This is a genomic window from Pantoea sp. SGAir0430 (assembly GCF_043549295.1).
The window spans coordinates 838,934-855,406 of sequence record NZ_CP039427.1 but is presented as its reverse complement, the minus strand read 5'-3'; the positions used below and the strand labels follow the sequence as shown (position 1 = coordinate 855,406).

Sequence of the window (16,473 nt, the reverse complement as noted above, 5' to 3'; positions counted from 1 at the left end):
CAGGAGAACGCCGTTGAATGCCAGCATGATTTACAGTTTGTTCATTATTGGTTCCGTGCTGGTCGCAGCAAGTATTCTGCTGAGTTCCTTCTCGTCGCGTCTCGGTATCCCGATTCTGGTGATCTTCCTGGCGCTGGGGATGCTGACCGGCGTGGACGGCATCGGCGGTATTGCCTTTGATAACTATCCGGTGGCCTATCTGGTGTCCAACCTGGCGCTGGCGATTATTCTGCTCGACGGCGGCATGCGCACCAAGGCCAGCTCGTTCAAGGTGGCGCTTGGTCCGGCGCTGTCGCTGGCCACCGTTGGCGTGATGATTACCGCCGGCCTCACCGGTCTGGCTGCCGCCTGGCTGTTTAAGCTCGATCTGATGCAGGGCTTCCTGATTGGCGCCATTATCGGCTCGACCGACGCCGCAGCGGTGTTTTCACTGCTGGGCGACAAAGGGCTTAACGAGCGCGTCAGTTCCACGCTGGAGATTGAATCAGGCAGCAACGATCCGATGGCGGTGTTTCTTACCATTACGCTAATCGACATGATCCAGCAGGGGCAGAGCGGCCTGAGCTGGATGTTTGTGGTGCATCTGGTGCAGCAGTTCGGCCTTGGCATTGTGCTCGGACTGGGCGGCGGCTGGGCGCTGCAGCAACTGATCAACCGCATCAGCCTGGCACAAGGGCTCTATCCGCTGCTGGCGCTGAGCGGCGGCATCATTGTGTTTGCCCTGACCACGGTGATGGAAGGCAGCGGCATTCTGGCGGTGTATCTGTGTGGTTTTCTGCTGGGCAACAGCCCGATTCGTAACCGCCACGGCATTCTGCAGACTTTCGACGGCATGGCCTGGCTGAGCCAGATTGGTATGTTTATCGTGCTCGGCCTGCTGGTGACGCCGTCTGACCTGTGGCATATCGCGCTGCCGGCGATGATTCTCTCACTGTGGCTGATTCTGGTGGCGCGTCCGCTGTCGATTCTGGTCGGGCTGCTGCCGTTTAAAGGCTTTACCGGACGTGAACGCATCTTTATCAGCTGGGTAGGCCTGCGCGGTGCGGTGCCGATTATCCTCGCGGTGTTCCCGATGATGGCCGGGCTGGAGAATTCAAAACTCTACTTCAATATCGCCTTCTTCGTGGTTCTGGTATCTCTGATGCTGCAGGGCACGTCGCTGGGCTATGCCGCTAAACGGGCTAAGGTGGTGGTACCGCCGACCGCGTCGCCCATCAGCCGCGTCGGGCTGGATATCCATCCGGAAAATCCGTGGGAGCAGTTCGTTTATCAGCTCAGCGCCGACAAATGGTGCGTTGGCGCCGCGCTGCGCGATTTGCAAATGCCGCGCGAAACGCGCATTGCCGCCCTGTTCCGCGATAACGCGCTGATGCACCCCAACGGCAATACGCGTCTGAAAGAGGGTGACGTGCTGTGCGTTATTGGCCGTGAGCGCGATTTGCCGGCGCTGGGCAAGATGTTCAGCCAGACGCCGCCGGTGGCGCTGGATCAGCGCTTCTTTGGTGACTTTATCCTTGATGCCGAGGCGCGCCTGCGCGATGTCGCGCAGATCTATGGCCTGGAGCTCGATGAAGAGACTAACGATCAGCAGTCGCTCGGCCAGTTGATTATGGGTCTGCTCGGCAGCACGCCGGTGGTGGGAGATCAGGTCGAGTGGAACCAGCTGACGTGGACGGTGGCGGAAAAAGAGGATAACCAAATCGTCAAAATCGGGGTGCGCGTGCGGGAAGAGAAGGAATAATCTGAGGCCGTATCGCTCGTAAACTGCGTGTCAGCGTCTATGATCACTATTCCACCCAGCAAACGGGAGAAGATGATGGGACACGTGGTGAAGATTGGTCGTTACGAGATCGTCGATGCAGTAATGGATGTGGAGAAGCTGGATACCGTCGGCATCCCCTGTCATACCAACCCCGGCCTGAGTTATCAGCTCGACGGCTGGGATCATGAAACCAGCGTACCGGCGTGGATTGATGGCGAACCGGTTGATCTGCAAATCGGCCACTATGACAAGCAGCAAGACCGCTGGGTATTGAAAAAACCGGCCTGATATTTTCCTCACCGCCATTCACTTTGACTGGCGGTCATTCCGAAAAGTAGTCTTAAAATAGTCTGTTATTTCATGGCGCCTTTTACTTTTATTATTATTTTTCAATAAATTAGCTGACCTGTACTTTAATCAAATATTGTTTTTTCAGACTCTTTCCATATTAACTCTGTCAAATAACTCCTGCATACTCTTAAACGTTGCTGCAGCTTTTCGTGACGTAAATCACGTCTCAAACGGCCCTTTCCATGCAGCGCTTATGGCAGCACTGACTCATATCTCGCTGAATATTATTTTATTTCTGCTTTCAGCGGACGACTCCTGAGCGCGTACTTGATTCTGGTCAGGCCATCTTTTACTTAAGAAAAGAGAGCAGGTTTTATGGCAAGTACATTGGTAATGAACGATGCAACCCGCTCGTGGAGCGGACTGCGCAAAAATCTCATCGCGAAAGTGGCACTCAGCTTTTCGGATTTAATTGCACTGAACCTGGCATTATTTTTATCCGCGGCCACCGTCCAGGGTATTTGGGGAGAACTGGACAGTTTTATTCCGCCGCAGCAAATTGAATACCGATTTGTCGCACAGTTAGGTCTGTCAGTGCTGTGCACAGCCTGGTTCTGGGTGCGTATGCGCCACTACACCTACCGCAAACCGTTCTGGTTTGAGCTGAAAGAAATCGTCAAAACGCTGTTTGTGTTTTCGCTGCTGGATCTGGCGCTGATTGCCTTTTCCAAATGGGACTTCTCGCGCATGGTGTGGGTGTTTAGCTGGACCTATGCCCTGCTGCTGCTGCCGCTGATGCGCGCCGGCGTGAAGCGTGCCATCAATCGCGCTGGCCAGTGGCAGAAAGAGACCATTATCATCGGCTCCGGTAAAAACGCCATGGAAGCCTACGCGGCGCTGCAGAGCGAGGAGATCCTCGGCTATAACGTGCAGGCGTTTATCTCGCTGGACGATGAGCATCATCAGGAGAGCGTCAACGGCGTGCCGGTGATCACCTGGAAAGACATCAACTGGCAAACCATGGACCGTGACAACACGCAATTTATCGTCGCCACCGAATTTGAACAGCAGGTGGTGCGCGATAAATGGCTGAAGTTTCTGTCCAAGATGAAATGCCGCTCAATTTCGGTTATCCCTACGCTGCGCGGTGTGCCGCTGTATGGCACCGATATGTCGTTTATCTTCAGCCATGAAGTGATGATCCTGCGCGTCAGTAACAACCTGGCGAAACGCTCCTCGCGTTTCCTCAAGCGCACCTTCGACGTGGTGGTTGCCTCACTGCTGCTGCTGTTTCTTGCCCCGGTGTTCGGTCTGCTGTGCTGGATGGTAAAACGCGATGGCGGCAATGCCATTTACGGCCACGAACGCGTCGGTCAGGATGGCGTGAAGTTTAAATGCCTGAAGTTCCGTTCAATGGTGACCAACTCGCAGGAAGTGCTGCAAAATCTGCTGGCCACCAGTGCCGAAGCGCGCGCTGAGTGGGATCGTGATTTCAAACTGAAGAATGATCCGCGCATCACCAAAATCGGTGGCTTCCTGCGGAAAACCAGCCTGGATGAACTGCCCCAGCTGTGGAACGTGATTCGTGGCGAAATGAGTCTGGTGGGACCGCGTCCGGTGATTGAAGCTGAGCTGGAACGCTACGCGGGCGATGTCGACTACTATCTGATGGCCAAACCGGGCATGACCGGCCTGTGGCAGGTCAGTGGGCGTAACGATATCGACTACGACACGCGCGTCTATTTTGACTCCTGGTACGTGAAGAACTGGGCGCTGTGGACCGACATCGCTATTCTGTTCAAAACCGCTGGCGTGGTGCTGCGCCGCGACGGTGCTTACTGATACCCTCGACGCGATGTCTGCGCCGTCCCGGCAGACATCGCCTTTTCGTTTTAGCCCTTTCTTTTTGGCCGCAGACTCATTACCCTTCTCGCCTGTTTAACAGGACGTTACTGGTTCGTAATGCAAAAGTTTACCCTACTTCTTTTGAGCCTGGTGCTGCTGGCACCGCTGGGCATCGATCTCTACCTCCCCACGCTGCCGCAGATTGCCGAAGGTCTTAACAGCCCGGTCAGTCTGATCCAGACCACCATTCCGCTGTTTTTGCTGGTGATGGGTATAGGTCAGCTGGTCACCGGTCCGCTGGTGGATAATTTTGGCCGTAAGCCGATCGCGCTGATCGGCCTCGCGCTTTACATCATCGGCAGCGCAGTGGCTGCAACCTCCACCGTCTGGCCGGTGTTCTTCCTGGCGCGCCTGATTCAGGGCTGCGCGGTATGCTGTAGCGCGGTGGTGGCATTTAGCGGCGTGCGCGATCGGCTGAGCGGCGATGCCGCGGCGCGGGCTTATGGTTTCCTCAATGGCGCGCTGAACATCGTGCCGGCACTGGCACCGCTGCTCGGCGGTATTCTGGCGGAAGCCTATGGCTGGCGTGCGCCCTTCTGGTTCCTGTGCGGTTATGCGCTGGTGATTGCCATTATTGTTGTGGTCGCACTGCCGGAAACACGTCCGGCGGACACGCTGCGCGTTAACGGGCTGCCGCTGGCGCAGTATGCTGCCATCGCCCGGCAGCCGCGCTTTCTCGCTTTCGCCTTTGCCAACGCGGGCGCGCTCGGCATGGTGCTGACCTACGTTTCGCTGGCGCCGCACGTGTTGATGACCGAAGGTGGCCTGACGCCGCTGCAGTTTTCCTTTGCCTTTGGCGCCAACGGTTTCTGGATCATGCTGGTCAGCGCCTTTGTTAATAAAACCATTCGCAAGGCGGGCCGCCCGTTTTGTCTCGCCATGGGGTTTGTCACCATGCTGCTCGGTGCGCTGCTGCTGGTGGCGGGGATGACGCTGTTACCTGCGGCCTGGCAAACCCACTGGTCGCTGTACATGATTCCGGTGGCGATCTCGGTAGCCGGCCTGGCCTTCACCGTCGGGCCGGCCACCAGCTATGCGCTGGAACCCTATCAGCAGCAGGCGGGTGTGGCGGCGGCGCTGCAGGGATTTATTCAGATGGCGGGCGGTGCGGGTGGCAGCCTGGCGATGGTGGCGCTGCCGGTGGCGGAGAAATCAGCGTTAGCGCTGATGATGCTGGTGGGTGCAGCGCTGGCGCTGATCGCCTGGCGCTGCAGTAAGAACATGCGTGGTACAGTGACGGCGCTTAACTAAGCGTGACCGGGACGCGCGGCGCGAGTGCACACATCAGCTCGTAGCCTACCGTTCCGGCGGCTTTCGCTACCTCATCAATTTTCACCTCGTTGCCCCATAGCTCCACGCGCGAACCGATACCCGCCTGCGGGCAGGGTTCGAGGTCAATCATCATCATGTCCATCGAGATCGCCCCAAGCGTTTGCGTGCGGATGCCATCAACGCTGACCGGCGTACCGGTCGGCGCATGGCGCGGATAGCCGTCAGCATAGCCACAGGCCACAATACCGATACGCTGTGGCGCGGCCGCGTGGTAGCGATAACCGTAGCCAACACCCTCGCCGGCACCGATCTGCTGTATGCCAATAATTTCACTGCTGAGCGTCATTACCGGCTGCAGACCGGTACTGGCGATATCCTGCCAGTCGCCGCTCGGTGACGCGCCGTAGAGAATAATCCCGGGCCGCACCCAATCAAAATGCGCTTGCGGATGCCACAGCGTGGTCGCTGAGTTGGCAAGCGAACGCGGACAGTTCAGCCCTTCCGCCGCCTGTTCCACGCGCTGCATCGGTTCCACCAGCCCCTGCGGGTTTTCCGCATCGGCAAAGTGCGCCATCAGCGTCATTTCCCCCACGTTGGGCAACGCACGCAGCTTGTGCCAGGCCGCCTGTGCCTGTTCCGGACGAAAACCGAGACGGTTCATGCCGCTGTTGATCTTCAGATAAACATCGACTGGCGCCGACAGCTGCGCCTTCGCCAGCGCCTGAATCTGCCAGTTACTGTGTACGCTGGTGGTCAGGCGATAGCGATCGATCAGCGTCAGGTCATCGGCGTGAAAGAAGCCTTCCAGCAGCAGAATTGGCTTTTTCCAGCCCTGCTCGCGTAGCAGGATCGCCTCTTCCATATTCAGCAGCGCGAAACCGTCGGTTTCCGCCAGACTCTGCCATACGCGGGCAATGCCGTGGCCGTAGGCATTGGCCTTCACCACCGACCAGACGCGCGCGTGCGGTGCCGCCTGACGCACAATCGCCAGATTGTGGCGCAGCGCCTGTTGATTAATGGTGGCACCCGTAGGACGTGACATGTTTTTACTCTCCCTGAAGTATCAGCGCGTCGCGCTGGCATTACGCAGCGGCGATGCCGGGGCCGCAAAGCCCGGCAGATAACGCAGCACCGACAAGTCGTCGGCGGCGATGGCCGGTTTACGTCCCGAAATCAGATCGGCCAGCAACTGGCCGGAACCACAGGCCATCGTCCAGCCCAGCGTACCGTGCCCGGTGTTCAGCCAGAGATTGGTCAGCGGCGTGCGCCCGACAATTGGCGTGCCATCCGGCGTCATCGGGCGCAGTCCGGTCCAGAACGTAGCCTGTTCAACATACCCGCCTTCAGGATAGAGATCGCGGACCACCATCTCCAGCGTTTCACGTCGTGCCGGCAACAGTTTGGTGTTAAAACCAACGATTTCGGCCATGCCACCGACGCGAATGCGGTCATCGAAGCGTGTCACCGCCACTTTATAGGTTTCATCCAGGATGGTGGAGACCGGCGCGCCCTGCGGATCTTTGATCGGGATAGTGAGGGAATAGCCTTTCAGCGGATAGACCGGAATCGACACGATGTCTTTCAGCAGCGCCGTGGAGTAAGAGCCAAACGCCACGACGTAAGCATCGGCTTTGATGACCTCATCGCCGCACTTCACGCCATAGATGCGATTGCCTTCGCGCAACAGCTGATCCACTGACGTGTCGTAACGGAAAGTGACGCCGGCTGCGGCTGCCATTGCCGCCAGCCGCTGGGTAAACAGCTGGCAGTCACCGGTTTCGTCATTCGGCAGGCGCAGGCCGCCGGTCAGCTTGTGCGCGGTACCTGCCAGCGCCGGCTCTACGCTGTGCAGCTGATGCGCTTCCAGCAGCTCATAAGGCACATCCGCTTCACGCAGCACCGCAATGTCTTTGCTGGCGCTGTCAAACTGTTGCTGCGTGCGGAACAGCTGCAAAGTGCCGCCCTGGCGCCCTTCATAGGCGATGCCGGTGCTGCTGCGCAGTGCCTTCAGGCAGTCGCGGCTGTATTCGGCGATGCGCACCATACGGCCCTTATTTTCCTGGTAGTGACGCATGTCGCAGTTGCGTAGCATGTTCCACATCCACTCCAGCTGGAATTTGCTGCCGTCGAGTCGCACTGCCAGCGGCGCATGCTTCTGAAACATCCACTTTAACGCCTTGAGCGGTACACCGGGCGCCGCCCAGGGTGCCGCATAGCCGGGCGAAATTTGCCCGGCATTGCCGGCACTGGTTTCCAGCGCCGCGCCGGGCTGGCGATCGATTACGGTGACGTCATGCCCCGCCTGCGCCAGATACCACGCACTGGCTACCCCTACGACACCACTACCCAGAATGACTACGCGCATAAGCCCCTCATCGCGAAAAGCATAATTAACTGGTATCACCATCGGGTTTAGCATAACCCGATGACTGAACTGATATTACATTCGACCCTTTCATTTCACATGTTTTTCACTTAACTGCACACTAAAATCATGCGGTCGCGCCAAAATCAGAGTTTTTTGTGCCTTAAAAGCGTTAACCAGCGAATTATTATGCGAAAGGCAGAGCGTCTCACTTTTTTCAGGAGAAAGCGCCGCAGTCATATCGCGCGCTTATAAACAGGATTTAATGCTGCAATTTATCATTCAGATAACACATAACCTTATTAGCTACCAAAGCACGCCTATTATGATGATTTTGTACCAAAAGAATTCGATTGAGTTCCCGCATCGGATAAGCGACAGTGGACTATCATTGAAGTGTTCGCTCAGTTTTTTTGGGCTGTCTTTCTCAGGATGAAGCCTTAAACGATCGTGACAGGTGACACTCTGTTGCCTGCCGCTTGCAAAACAGAGGTGCGCTATGACGACAATGTTTGACGAGCCAACCCGCAGCAGCAAACGACTCAGTGACGGTCCCGACTGGACCTTTGAACTGCTGGATGTGTATCTGGCTGAAATCGACCGCGTGGCGAAAAGCTACGGGCTTGATACCTACCCGCACCAAATCGAAGTGATCACCTCCGAGCAGATGATGGATGCGTACTCCAGCGTGGGGATGCCCATCAATTATGCCCACTGGTCGTTCGGCAAGAAGTTCATCGAAACAGAGCAGCGCTATAAACATGGCCAGCAGGGACTGGCGTACGAGATCGTCATTAACTCGAATCCCTGTATCGCTTACCTGATGGAAGAAAACACCATGACCATGCAGGCGCTGGTGATGGCGCACGCCTGCTATGGCCACAACTCTTTCTTCAAAAATAACTATCTGTTCCGCAGCTGGACCGATGCCAGCTCGATTGTCGATTACCTGCTGTTCGCGCGTAACTACATCTCTGATTGCGAAGAGCGTTATGGCGTGGAAGAGGTCGAGCGGCTGCTGGACTCCTGTCATGCGCTGATGAACTATGGCGTCGATCGCTATAAACGCCCGCAAAAGATTTCGCTGCAGGAAGAGAAAGCGCGGCAGAAAAGCCGGGAAGAATATCTGCAAAGCCAGGTCAATACGCTGTGGCGCACCCTGCCACGCAAAGAGAAAGAGTTAACTCAGGTCGAGGCGGCGCGCTATCCCTCTGAGCCGCAGGAAAACCTGCTGTACTTTATGGAAAAGAACGCGCCACTGCTGGAGTCGTGGCAGCGTGAAGTGCTGCGCATTGTGCGTAAAGTCAGCCAGTATTTTTACCCGCAGAAACAGACCCAGGTGATGAATGAAGGCTGGGCGACCTTCTGGCACTACACCATCCTGAATCACCTGTACGATGAGGGCAAAGTGTCGGAACGCTTTATGATGGAATTCCTGCACAGCCATACCAACGTGGTGTATCAGCCGCCGTATAACAGCCAGTGGTATAACGGTATCAACCCGTATGCGCTGGGCTTTGCCATGTTCCAGGACATCAAGCGCATCTGCCAGTCGCCAACTGAGGAAGATCGCTACTGGTTCCCGGACATCGCCGGCTCCGACTGGCTGAAGACGCTGCATTTCGCCATGCGCGAATTTAAAGACGAGAGCTTCATCAGCCAGTTCCTGTCGCCGAAAGTGATGCGGGATTTCCGTTTGTTTACGGTGATGGACGACGATCGCAATAATTATCTTGAGATTGCCGCCATTCATGATGAGGCGGGATATCGCGCAATTCGTCAGCAGCTGTCGGCGCAGTACAATCTGAGCAATCTGGAGCCGAATATTCAGGTGTACAACGTTGACCTGCGCGGTGACCGTTCGCTGACGCTACGCTATGTGCCGCAGCAGCGCGCCCCGCTTGATAAGAGCCGTCGCGATGTGCTGAAGCATGTGCATCGGCTGTGGGGTTTTGATGTCAATCTGGAACAGCAGAACGAAGATGGCAGCGTGGAGCTGCTGGATCGCTGTCCGGCGCGCGGACCGGCGCTTTAAACAAAATCTCCATGCTCAGGGACGAGCATTTATCTTCCTGCCTGGTAGGCCCCTAATCTCACAGATAATCCTGCACCAACTTCACAGACAGTCAGTATCCGCTGATGCAGCGGGCTATTCGCAGCGCTGAGGCTTTTACGTTGCGCCAGGAGATTCCCGCGGGGAGGCGGGAATCAGGCCGGGCCGGTCAGGAAGACCGATACCGGCCGGTCCGTCAGGCGCAACGTGAACGCCGAAGGTACCGCGTAAGCGGCGCGAGGAGCAGCCCGGCAGCAGCGAATACTGACTGTCCGGGACTGGAACCCGCGAAACGTTTGTGCGCTGTTAACGCTTACTGCTCAAATCATCCGGCATGCTTTTCTGCATGCTGTGCCAGATTTCACCGCTGCGGCGGCCGTAGTTACGCACGCTGTCGACGATCTGATCCTGCGTTGGCTGTTTGCCACACAGATCCGCCAGTTGACGATAAAAGTTACGCGCCAGTTCACGCGCTTCCGGATTTGAGAAGTAATGGCGGCCAACGCGGGTGTACAGCCCTTTCAGACCGTTGAGAATCAGGCCGTAAATCGGGTTGCCGGAAGCAAAGGCCAGGCCGCGAAACACGCGGTAATCCAGCTCGGTATAGGCTTCAGCCTGATCTTCCTCGCTCAGCGCACTCTCCAGCACTTCACGCGCCTTATCCGGATGATGGCGCAGCGCGCGGCTGATAAAGATTGACGCGATATTGGTACGCACTGACAGCAGGTTATCAATTAACTGCGGCACACTGTCGTGGTCAAGACGGGCGAGCGTTTCGAGGATATTAAGACCAGACGTTTCCCAGAAATCATTGACGCGGGTGGGTTTACCATGCTGAATGGTCAGCCAGCCATCACGAGCCAGCCGCTGCAGCACTTCACGCAGAGTGGTGCGGGTCACGCCGATCAGTTCAGAAAGCTCACGTTCGGCAGGAAGAATCGATCCCGGCGGAAAACGGCTGTTCCAGATGCTTTCAATTATGTACTCTTCAGCGAATCCTGCAGGGCTCTGTGCCTTAATCACCATAGCATTTATTTCTCATTGCTTTCTTTGTCGTAATGGCACTCATCATACCAGAGGGGTCATAGCGGAAATAGCCTGCCAGCGGATTAAAAGCGCGCGCTGGCGCAAAATTCAGCAGCTGCGCAGCGAAAAAAGCCGTGGGTTACGCTGCGCTTGCGTGGGCGCTTTTGATGCCGTGTGCTAAAAGCCACGATTTTTTGGCGTGGATCAGGGATAAGTCATTTTTATACATGATTTTTTCCCCCTGCCTGGCTGGCACGGGTACGCTTTTGGTTTACACTGCGATGCATTAACGGCTACGGGAAAAGCAATATGTTGCGATACTTGAATCAATGCTCACGCGGACGCGGTGCCTGGTTATTAATGGCCCTGACCGCCCTGTTTTTTGAACTGGTTGCGCTGTTCTTTCAGCACGTGATGGGACTGCAACCCTGCGTAATGTGTATTTATGAGCGTTGTGCGCTGTTTGGCGTCATGGGCGCCGGCCTGGTGGGTGCAATTGCGCCTAAAACGCCGCTGCGCTGGGCAGCCATCGCCATCTGGCTCTACAGCGCTTATGAAGGGGTACGCCTCTCTTATGAGCACACCATGATTCAGCTGCATCCCAATCCGTTTGTGACCTGCGATTTTGCTGCTCGCTTCCCGAGCTGGCTGCCGCTGGATAAATGGCTGCCGGCGGTATTTGTCGCCAGCGGTGACTGCGCCGAACGCGGATGGACTTTCCTGACCTGGAGCATGCCGCAGTGGATGATTGTGATTTTTGCCGCTTATCTGCTGGTGGGCATTCTGGTATTGATTGCGCAACCGTTCAAAGCAAAACGTCGCGATCTGTTTGGTCGCTGATTCCCAGTCAAACTAAGTCTCAGACAAAACAGGCAGCCGCGGCTGCCTGTTGCGTTATCAGCCGTTCCGATCCGGCCGGTCAATAATGTGTTCTTCCCAGTCGCGCACTTCACTCTCGCGCACCGCGATGTATCGCACCGAAATACGCTGAGCATGCATCGCTTTCTTCGACCCGGCAATCAGCGGGTGCCACGCCGGCAGCGTTTTGCCCTCCCCTAACAGCCGGTAAGCGCAGGTGCGCGGCAGCCAGTTAAAGGTGGTGAGATTCTCGCGCGTTAGCTTAATGCAATCTTCTTCGTACTCGAAGCGACGCTCATAATTGCGGCACTGACAGGTCTTGATATTGAGCTGATTGCAGGCGACGTTGGTGAAGTAAATCTCATCGGTATCCGCATCCTGCAACTTATTCAGACAGCACTGTCCACAGCCGTCGCACAGCGATTCCCACTCTGCGTCGTTCATTTGGTCCAGGCGTTTGGTCTGCCAGAAAGGTTGGTCGGTCATGATAGCGGTCCGGGTTGAGCAACAAGACCGCACCTTATAAAGCTTCAGGTGCGGTGATGCAAGTATTACAGTACGCGGGTGCTAATACCGTGACCGGCCAGCGACACTTCCAGCTTATCGCCGGAGCGCAGCGGGCCCACGCCTTCAGGCGTACCGGTCAGCACCACGTCACCGGCGCGCAGCGTGAAGTACTGGCTCATGTAAGCAATCAGCGGCAGAATTTTGTGGATCATGTCTGCCGTGGTGCCGTGCTGACGCACCTCGCCGTTAATGACCAGCTTGAGTTCGGCATCCTGCGGATCGACGCTGAATTCAGCCGCCGGGATAAACCCGGACAGCGGACAGGAGTTATCGAAACTCTTGGCGCGCTCCCATGGCTGACCGGCTTTCTTAAACCCGGCCTGCAGATCGCGCAGCGTCAAATCCAGCGCGACGCCATAACCGGCAATCGCTTTTGCCACGTGCTCTTCACTGGCCTGCTTCAGGGTGGCGCCAATCAGCACCGCCAGCTCCACTTCATGATGCACCTCACCAAAGCTGGCCGGGATCGACAGTGGCTGCCGCAAATCACACACCGCGGTTTCCGGTTTGATAAACACCACCGGCTCACTCGGGGTGGCGCTGCCCATCTCTTTAATATGCTTTGCATAGTTGCTGCCGACGCACACCACTTTGCTGACCGGATAATCCAACAGCGCGCCCTGCCAGTTACGATGCTGATACATGCTAATCCCCTGCTTGAGTTGTGTTTGGTGCCAGCCGCGCTGGCGAAGATGTCTCATCAGCCGCCGGAACGTGGCAGGCTGCTGAGCACTATATTAGCGGGTTTATCGCGGCGCACGTGACGGAAAGCGGCAAAAGCCGTTCCCCTGTTCATCAGGTCCGCCGCTTAAGACAACGATTATTGCCCACAATAATGGGTTAAGGTGAGCAATTAAATTAATGCCGAAGCACTGATTATATTTACAGGATATATTTTTACAGATGAATCTGAATTAAACTTTTTTACCCTGTTCAAGATGAATGTTGAGCAGACTTTCAACCGGTGGTGGGATCTGCAAATAATAACCTTGTTCGCTTAAACCCTGCTTCACTTTATTGATGTCAGCGTTGGCCAGCCTGTCGCGCTGGTCGAGCGACAGCACCATCGCCAGCTGCGGTTTACCAAAGCCGCGCAGCAATTCTTCCGGGACGCGCGAAAAATCGTCTTTTTTTTCTACATACAGATAAGTCTGGTCACGTTGCGGGCTTCTATAGATCACACAAAACATATTTTTTACTCGAATTAACTAAGGGCGTCACTTGCCTGAATATAGCAGTAACTATAACATGCTTGCAGAACTTCGAATATTGACCCGCGGATGTTAATGACGATTTTATCGGCGTTTACTTCAGGGTCGTAAAACAGGACTGAGTCAGGACAGATGTCGCAATCGCCAATCGAATTCAAGGGCAGCAGTTTTACCCTGTCAGTTGTTCATCTGCACCATTCGCAACCCGAGGTGATTCGTCAGGCGCTGCAGGACAAAATCGACCAGGCCCCGGCTTTTCTGCACAACGCGCCGGTGGTGCTGAACGTGTCAGCCCTGAACGGTGACATCAACTGGAAGCAGATGCAGCAGGCCGTCAGCGCCACCGGCTTACGCATTGTGGGCGTGAGCGGCTGTAAAGATGAAGCCCTGAAAAAGATGATTGCCCGCGCTGGCCTGCCGGTGCTGTCAGAGGGTAAAGAGAACCGCAAACGCGCTGATGCGCCCGCGCCGGAGCCGGAAGCGGTCGCGCCGCCGGTCAGCGAACCGGCCAGCAAAACGCGTATCATCAATATGCCAGTGCGTTCCGGTCAGCAGATTTACGCGCGCAACGCCGATTTGATCGTCACCAGCAGCGTCAGCGCCGGTGCCGAACTGGTGGCTGACGGCAACATTCATATTTACGGCATGATGCGCGGCCGCGCGCTGGCCGGTGCCAGCGGCGATCGCGACTGCCAGATTTTTTGCACCAACCTGTCAGCAGAGTTGGTCTCCATTGCCGGCGAATACTGGATCATGGACCAGATCCCGGCGGAATTCTTTGGTAAAGCTGCGCGCCTGTGCCTTAAAGAGGGCGCGCTCACCATCCAGACACTTAATTAGGCCCCTTTTCTTTCGTTAAGGAAATCAACATTTATGGCACGCATCATTGTAGTTACATCGGGTAAAGGGGGCGTTGGCAAGACCACGTCAAGCGCGGCCATCGCCACAGGGTTAGCGCAGAAAGGCAAAAAAACCGTGGTGATCGATTTCGATATCGGTCTGCGTAACCTCGATCTGATCATGGGCTGTGAACGCCGCGTGGTGTATGACTTTGTCAACGTTATTCAGGGCGATGCGACGCTGAATCAGGCGCTGATTCGCGACAAGCGCACCGAGCAGCTTTACATTCTGCCCGCCTCACAAACCCGTGATAAAGATGCCCTGACCCGCGAAGGCGTGGAAAAAGTGCTGAACGACCTGGCGGCAATGGACTTCGATTTTATCGTCTGCGACTCGCCGGCCGGTATCGAAACCGGTGCGCTGATGGCGCTGTACTTCGCAGATGAAGCGATCATTACCACCAACCCGGAAGTCTCTTCCGTGCGTGACTCAGACCGTATTCTCGGCATCATCTCATCGAAATCGCGCCGCGCTGAAAACAGCGAAGAGCCGGTAAAAGAGCACCTGTTACTGACCCGCTATAACCCGGGACGCGTAACGCGTGGCGACATGCTGAGCATGGAAGACGTGCTGGAAATCCTGCGCATTCCTCTGGTCGGCGTGATTCCGGAAGATCAGTCGGTGCTGCGCGCGTCTAACCAGGGTGAGCCCGTGATCCTCGATGCAAACTCTGACGCCGGTAAAGCTTACGCTGATACCGTAGATCGCCTGCTTGGCGAAGAACGCCCCTTCCGCTTTATCGAAGAAGAGAAGAAGGGTTTCCTGAAACGCCTGTTCGGGGGATAACCAATGGCATTACTTGATTTCTTTTTATCCCGTAAGAAGAACACAGCCAACATAGCCAAGGAAAGGCTGCAGATTATCGTGGCCGAACGCAGAAGGGGCGACAGTGAGCCCCACTATCTGCCGCAGCTGAAGCGCGATATCCTGGAAGTGATCTGTAAATACGTGAAAATTGACCCGGACATGGTCACGGTGCAGCTGGATCAGAAAGGGGATGACATCTCTATCCTCGAGCTCAACGTGACGCTGCCGGAGACGGAAGACGTTCCTAAATGATTGTAGCGGGTTCCTGATTTTCCCCTGCGTGGTTGCGCAGGGGAAAACGTTCCGCTTACAGCGTGTGTAAAATCTCGTCGATACCGGCTTTCAACACCTCACCCCGCCAGCCTGCCAGCAGTTCCGGCGGACGCGTGGCGCTTTTCAGTCCCCAGTGCACGCTAAGCACCTGGTTAATCTGGCGCCGTGATGCTAACAGCTCCTGACTGTAACCGGTCTGCTCACTCACCTGCTGTACCAGTGCTTTAATCGCTTTGAACGCCTGCTTGTAATGCGCGTGGTCAATCAGATTAGGCAACGGCGGCGGTAACGCGGCCTCATCCAGCGCCTGCGCCTCTGCCACCATCGCCACCAAAGCCTTACCGTGGAAGCGGATTTCGTGACCGTTCAGTCCAAGATGATCCAGCTCGCCAAGGCTGCCGGGCATAAAGCGCGCGACTTTCCACAGGTTCTCTTCGCGCACCACAAAATTCACCGCCATGTCTTTCTGCCGGGCGAGGTTGAGACGCCACGCGGCCAGGCGCTGCAGCACCGCCAGCTGGCGCGGACGCAGCTGCCACGCATTGGTGATATCGCGCCACGCCTCTTCCGGCTGCAGCACGTCAAGACGGCGCTGACACAACGTAGCGCACTCACTCAGCGCCGCCGCCATGTTGCCTGCCGCTTCGGTTTGCGCCACCAGCTGATGGGCGATCGGCAGCAGATAAGCCACATCGGCCGCAGCGTACTGGCACTGCCGCTCAGTAAGCGGACGCGCCAGCCAGTCGGTGCGCGCTTCGCTCTTATCCAGCTCAATCTGGTTGAAATGATTGACCATCGCGGCAAAGCCCCATGACAGCGGCTGCCCGGCGAAAGCGGCCAGAATCTGCGTATCGATCATCGGCTCCGGCAGACAGCCGAAACGATGCAGGAAGACTTCGAGGTCTTCCCCGCCGGCGTGCAGGAACTTGGTCAGCTGACGATCCTGCAGCAGCGCAATAAACGGTGCCCAGTCGCTGATGGTTAACGGATCGATCAGAACCAGTTGCTCGCCATCGAAGAGCTGGATCAGGCCAAGCTGCGGATAGTACGTGCGGGTGCGCACGAATTCGGTATCCAGCGCCACGGCGCGATGCTGACGGGCCTGCTGGCATACGGCGGCCAGCTGGTCATTATGGTCGATCAGGGTGTAATTCACGTTGTCTTTCTCGCTGCGGCAAACCTC

16 protein-coding genes are annotated in these 16,473 nt (G+C 56.4%); 9 read left to right on the top strand and 7 right to left on the bottom strand.

Annotated elements, in window-relative coordinates; genetic code table 11:
* Nucleotides 1-13 precede the first annotated feature (13 nt).
* The 4 genes from E7738_RS04140 to E7738_RS04125 all read left to right on the top strand — a co-directional run bounded on the left by E7738_RS04140 (nucleotide 14) and on the right by E7738_RS04125 (nucleotide 5,209).
* Nucleotides 14-1,741, top strand: a complete 1,728-nt coding sequence (locus E7738_RS04140; RefSeq protein ID WP_021510055.1) for a potassium/proton antiporter — start codon at nucleotides 14-16, stop codon at nucleotides 1,739-1,741.
* A gap of 75 nt (nucleotides 1,742-1,816) precedes the next feature.
* Complete coding sequence (locus E7738_RS04135; RefSeq protein ID WP_021510054.1) at nucleotides 1,817-2,050, top strand: DUF1480 family protein; 234 nt, start codon at nucleotides 1,817-1,819, stop codon at nucleotides 2,048-2,050.
* Nucleotides 2,051-2,428: 378 nt separating this feature from the next.
* Complete coding sequence (wbaP, locus tag E7738_RS04130) at nucleotides 2,429-3,895, top strand: undecaprenyl-phosphate galactose phosphotransferase WbaP (RefSeq protein WP_031280210.1); 1,467 nt, start codon at nucleotides 2,429-2,431, stop codon at nucleotides 3,893-3,895.
* A gap of 120 nt (nucleotides 3,896-4,015) precedes the next feature.
* The gene (locus E7738_RS04125; protein WP_241798704.1) at nucleotides 4,016-5,209 is read left to right on the top strand and encodes a multidrug effflux MFS transporter; all 1,194 of its coding nucleotides are present in this window, start codon (nucleotides 4,016-4,018) and stop codon (nucleotides 5,207-5,209) included.
* Here E7738_RS04125 and dadX read toward each other — a convergent pair.
* Nucleotides 5,202-6,272, bottom strand: a complete 1,071-nt coding sequence (dadX, locus tag E7738_RS04120; protein WP_058757726.1) for a catabolic alanine racemase DadX — start codon at nucleotides 6,270-6,272, stop codon at nucleotides 5,202-5,204. The two genes, E7738_RS04125 and dadX, sit on opposite strands and share 8 nt — an antisense overlap.
* A 21-nt stretch (nucleotides 6,273-6,293) precedes the next feature.
* Entirely contained in the window at nucleotides 6,294-7,595 is a 1,302-nt protein-coding gene (locus tag E7738_RS04115; RefSeq protein ID WP_394516127.1) for a D-amino acid dehydrogenase, read from the bottom strand.
* A 499-nt stretch (nucleotides 7,596-8,094) separates the two neighbouring features.
* Between E7738_RS04115 and E7738_RS04110 the strand changes: the two genes are divergently transcribed.
* Entirely contained in the window at nucleotides 8,095-9,630 is a 1,536-nt protein-coding gene (locus E7738_RS04110; RefSeq protein ID WP_058781821.1) for a SpoVR family protein, read from the top strand.
* Between the two features lie 324 nt (nucleotides 9,631-9,954).
* Here the strand turns inward: E7738_RS04110 and fadR are convergent, their stop codons facing one another.
* Nucleotides 9,955-10,674, bottom strand: coding sequence for a fatty acid metabolism transcriptional regulator FadR (fadR, locus tag E7738_RS04105; protein WP_058757728.1), 720 nt, complete (start codon nucleotides 10,672-10,674; stop codon nucleotides 9,955-9,957).
* A 309-nt stretch (nucleotides 10,675-10,983) separates the two neighbouring features.
* Between fadR and dsbB the strand changes: the two genes are divergently transcribed.
* Nucleotides 10,984-11,514 (top strand): disulfide bond formation protein DsbB, encoded by a 531-nt coding sequence (gene dsbB, locus E7738_RS04100; RefSeq protein WP_325923765.1) that lies wholly within the window; start codon nucleotides 10,984-10,986, stop codon nucleotides 11,512-11,514.
* Nucleotides 11,515-11,571: 57 nt separating this feature from the next.
* On the opposite strand, the gene E7738_RS04095 is transcribed toward dsbB, so the two are convergent.
* From E7738_RS04095 to E7738_RS04085, 3 genes are all read right to left on the bottom strand, one after another.
* Nucleotides 11,572-12,018: a YcgN family cysteine cluster protein gene (locus E7738_RS04095; protein ID WP_021510046.1), complete on the bottom strand. Its 447-nt coding sequence runs from the start codon at nucleotides 12,016-12,018 to the stop codon at nucleotides 11,572-11,574.
* A 65-nt stretch (nucleotides 12,019-12,083) separates the two neighbouring features.
* Nucleotides 12,084-12,743: a fumarylacetoacetate hydrolase family protein gene (locus E7738_RS04090; RefSeq protein ID WP_021510045.1), complete on the bottom strand. Its 660-nt coding sequence runs from the start codon at nucleotides 12,741-12,743 to the stop codon at nucleotides 12,084-12,086.
* A gap of 270 nt (nucleotides 12,744-13,013) precedes the next feature.
* Nucleotides 13,014-13,289: a YcgL domain-containing protein gene (locus tag E7738_RS04085; RefSeq protein ID WP_021510044.1), complete on the bottom strand. Its 276-nt coding sequence runs from the start codon at nucleotides 13,287-13,289 to the stop codon at nucleotides 13,014-13,016.
* A gap of 153 nt (nucleotides 13,290-13,442) precedes the next feature.
* On the opposite strand from E7738_RS04085, the gene minC reads away from it, so the two are divergent.
* Genes minC through minE form a run of 3 tightly spaced genes read left to right on the top strand, consistent with a single transcriptional unit; the run spans nucleotide 13,443 to nucleotide 15,269 of the window.
* Nucleotides 13,443-14,150: a septum site-determining protein MinC gene (gene minC / locus E7738_RS04080; RefSeq protein ID WP_241798700.1), complete on the top strand. Its 708-nt coding sequence runs from the start codon at nucleotides 13,443-13,445 to the stop codon at nucleotides 14,148-14,150.
* A 33-nt stretch (nucleotides 14,151-14,183) separates the two neighbouring features.
* Nucleotides 14,184-14,996, top strand: coding sequence for a septum site-determining protein MinD (gene minD, locus E7738_RS04075; protein WP_021510042.1), 813 nt, complete (start codon nucleotides 14,184-14,186; stop codon nucleotides 14,994-14,996).
* Between the two features lie 3 nt (nucleotides 14,997-14,999).
* Nucleotides 15,000-15,269, top strand: coding sequence for a cell division topological specificity factor MinE (minE, locus tag E7738_RS04070; RefSeq protein ID WP_010616394.1), 270 nt, complete (start codon nucleotides 15,000-15,002; stop codon nucleotides 15,267-15,269).
* 55 nt (nucleotides 15,270-15,324) lie between these two features.
* Here the strand turns inward: minE and rnd are convergent, their stop codons facing one another.
* Complete coding sequence (gene rnd, locus E7738_RS04065) at nucleotides 15,325-16,446, bottom strand: ribonuclease D (RefSeq protein ID WP_059009717.1); 1,122 nt, start codon at nucleotides 16,444-16,446, stop codon at nucleotides 15,325-15,327.
* Nucleotides 16,447-16,473: the final 27 nt, after the last annotated feature.

Bases quoted from the DNA above. Each gene is read 5' to 3' on its own strand.
- E7738_RS04090 (WP_021510045.1), bottom strand. From the start codon at position 12,743: ATGTATCAGCATCGTAACTGGCAGGGCGCGCTGTTGGATTATCCGGTC.
- minC (WP_241798700.1), top strand. From the start codon at position 13,443: ATGTCGCAATCGCCAATCGAATTCAAGGGCAGCAGTTTTACCCTGTCA.
- minE (WP_010616394.1), top strand. From the start codon at position 15,000: ATGGCATTACTTGATTTCTTTTTATCCCGTAAGAAGAACACAGCCAAC.
- wbaP (WP_031280210.1), top strand. From the start codon at position 2,429: ATGGCAAGTACATTGGTAATGAACGATGCAACCCGCTCGTGGAGCGGA.
- E7738_RS04110 (WP_058781821.1), top strand. From the start codon at position 8,095: ATGACGACAATGTTTGACGAGCCAACCCGCAGCAGCAAACGACTCAGT.
- dadX (WP_058757726.1), bottom strand. From the start codon at position 6,272: ATGTCACGTCCTACGGGTGCCACCATTAATCAACAGGCGCTGCGCCAC.
- E7738_RS04115 (WP_394516127.1), bottom strand. From the start codon at position 7,595: ATGCGCGTAGTCATTCTGGGTAGTGGTGTCGTAGGGGTAGCCAGTGCG.
- E7738_RS04095 (WP_021510046.1), bottom strand. From the start codon at position 12,018: ATGACCGACCAACCTTTCTGGCAGACCAAACGCCTGGACCAAATGAAC.
- dsbB (WP_325923765.1), top strand. From the start codon at position 10,984: ATGTTGCGATACTTGAATCAATGCTCACGCGGACGCGGTGCCTGGTTA.
- fadR (WP_058757728.1), bottom strand. From the start codon at position 10,674: ATGGTGATTAAGGCACAGAGCCCTGCAGGATTCGCTGAAGAGTACATA.
- E7738_RS04125 (WP_241798704.1), top strand. From the start codon at position 4,016: ATGCAAAAGTTTACCCTACTTCTTTTGAGCCTGGTGCTGCTGGCACCG.
- E7738_RS04135 (WP_021510054.1), top strand. From the start codon at position 1,817: ATGGGACACGTGGTGAAGATTGGTCGTTACGAGATCGTCGATGCAGTA.
- E7738_RS04085 (WP_021510044.1), bottom strand. From the start codon at position 13,289: ATGTTTTGTGTGATCTATAGAAGCCCGCAACGTGACCAGACTTATCTG.
- minD (WP_021510042.1), top strand. From the start codon at position 14,184: ATGGCACGCATCATTGTAGTTACATCGGGTAAAGGGGGCGTTGGCAAG.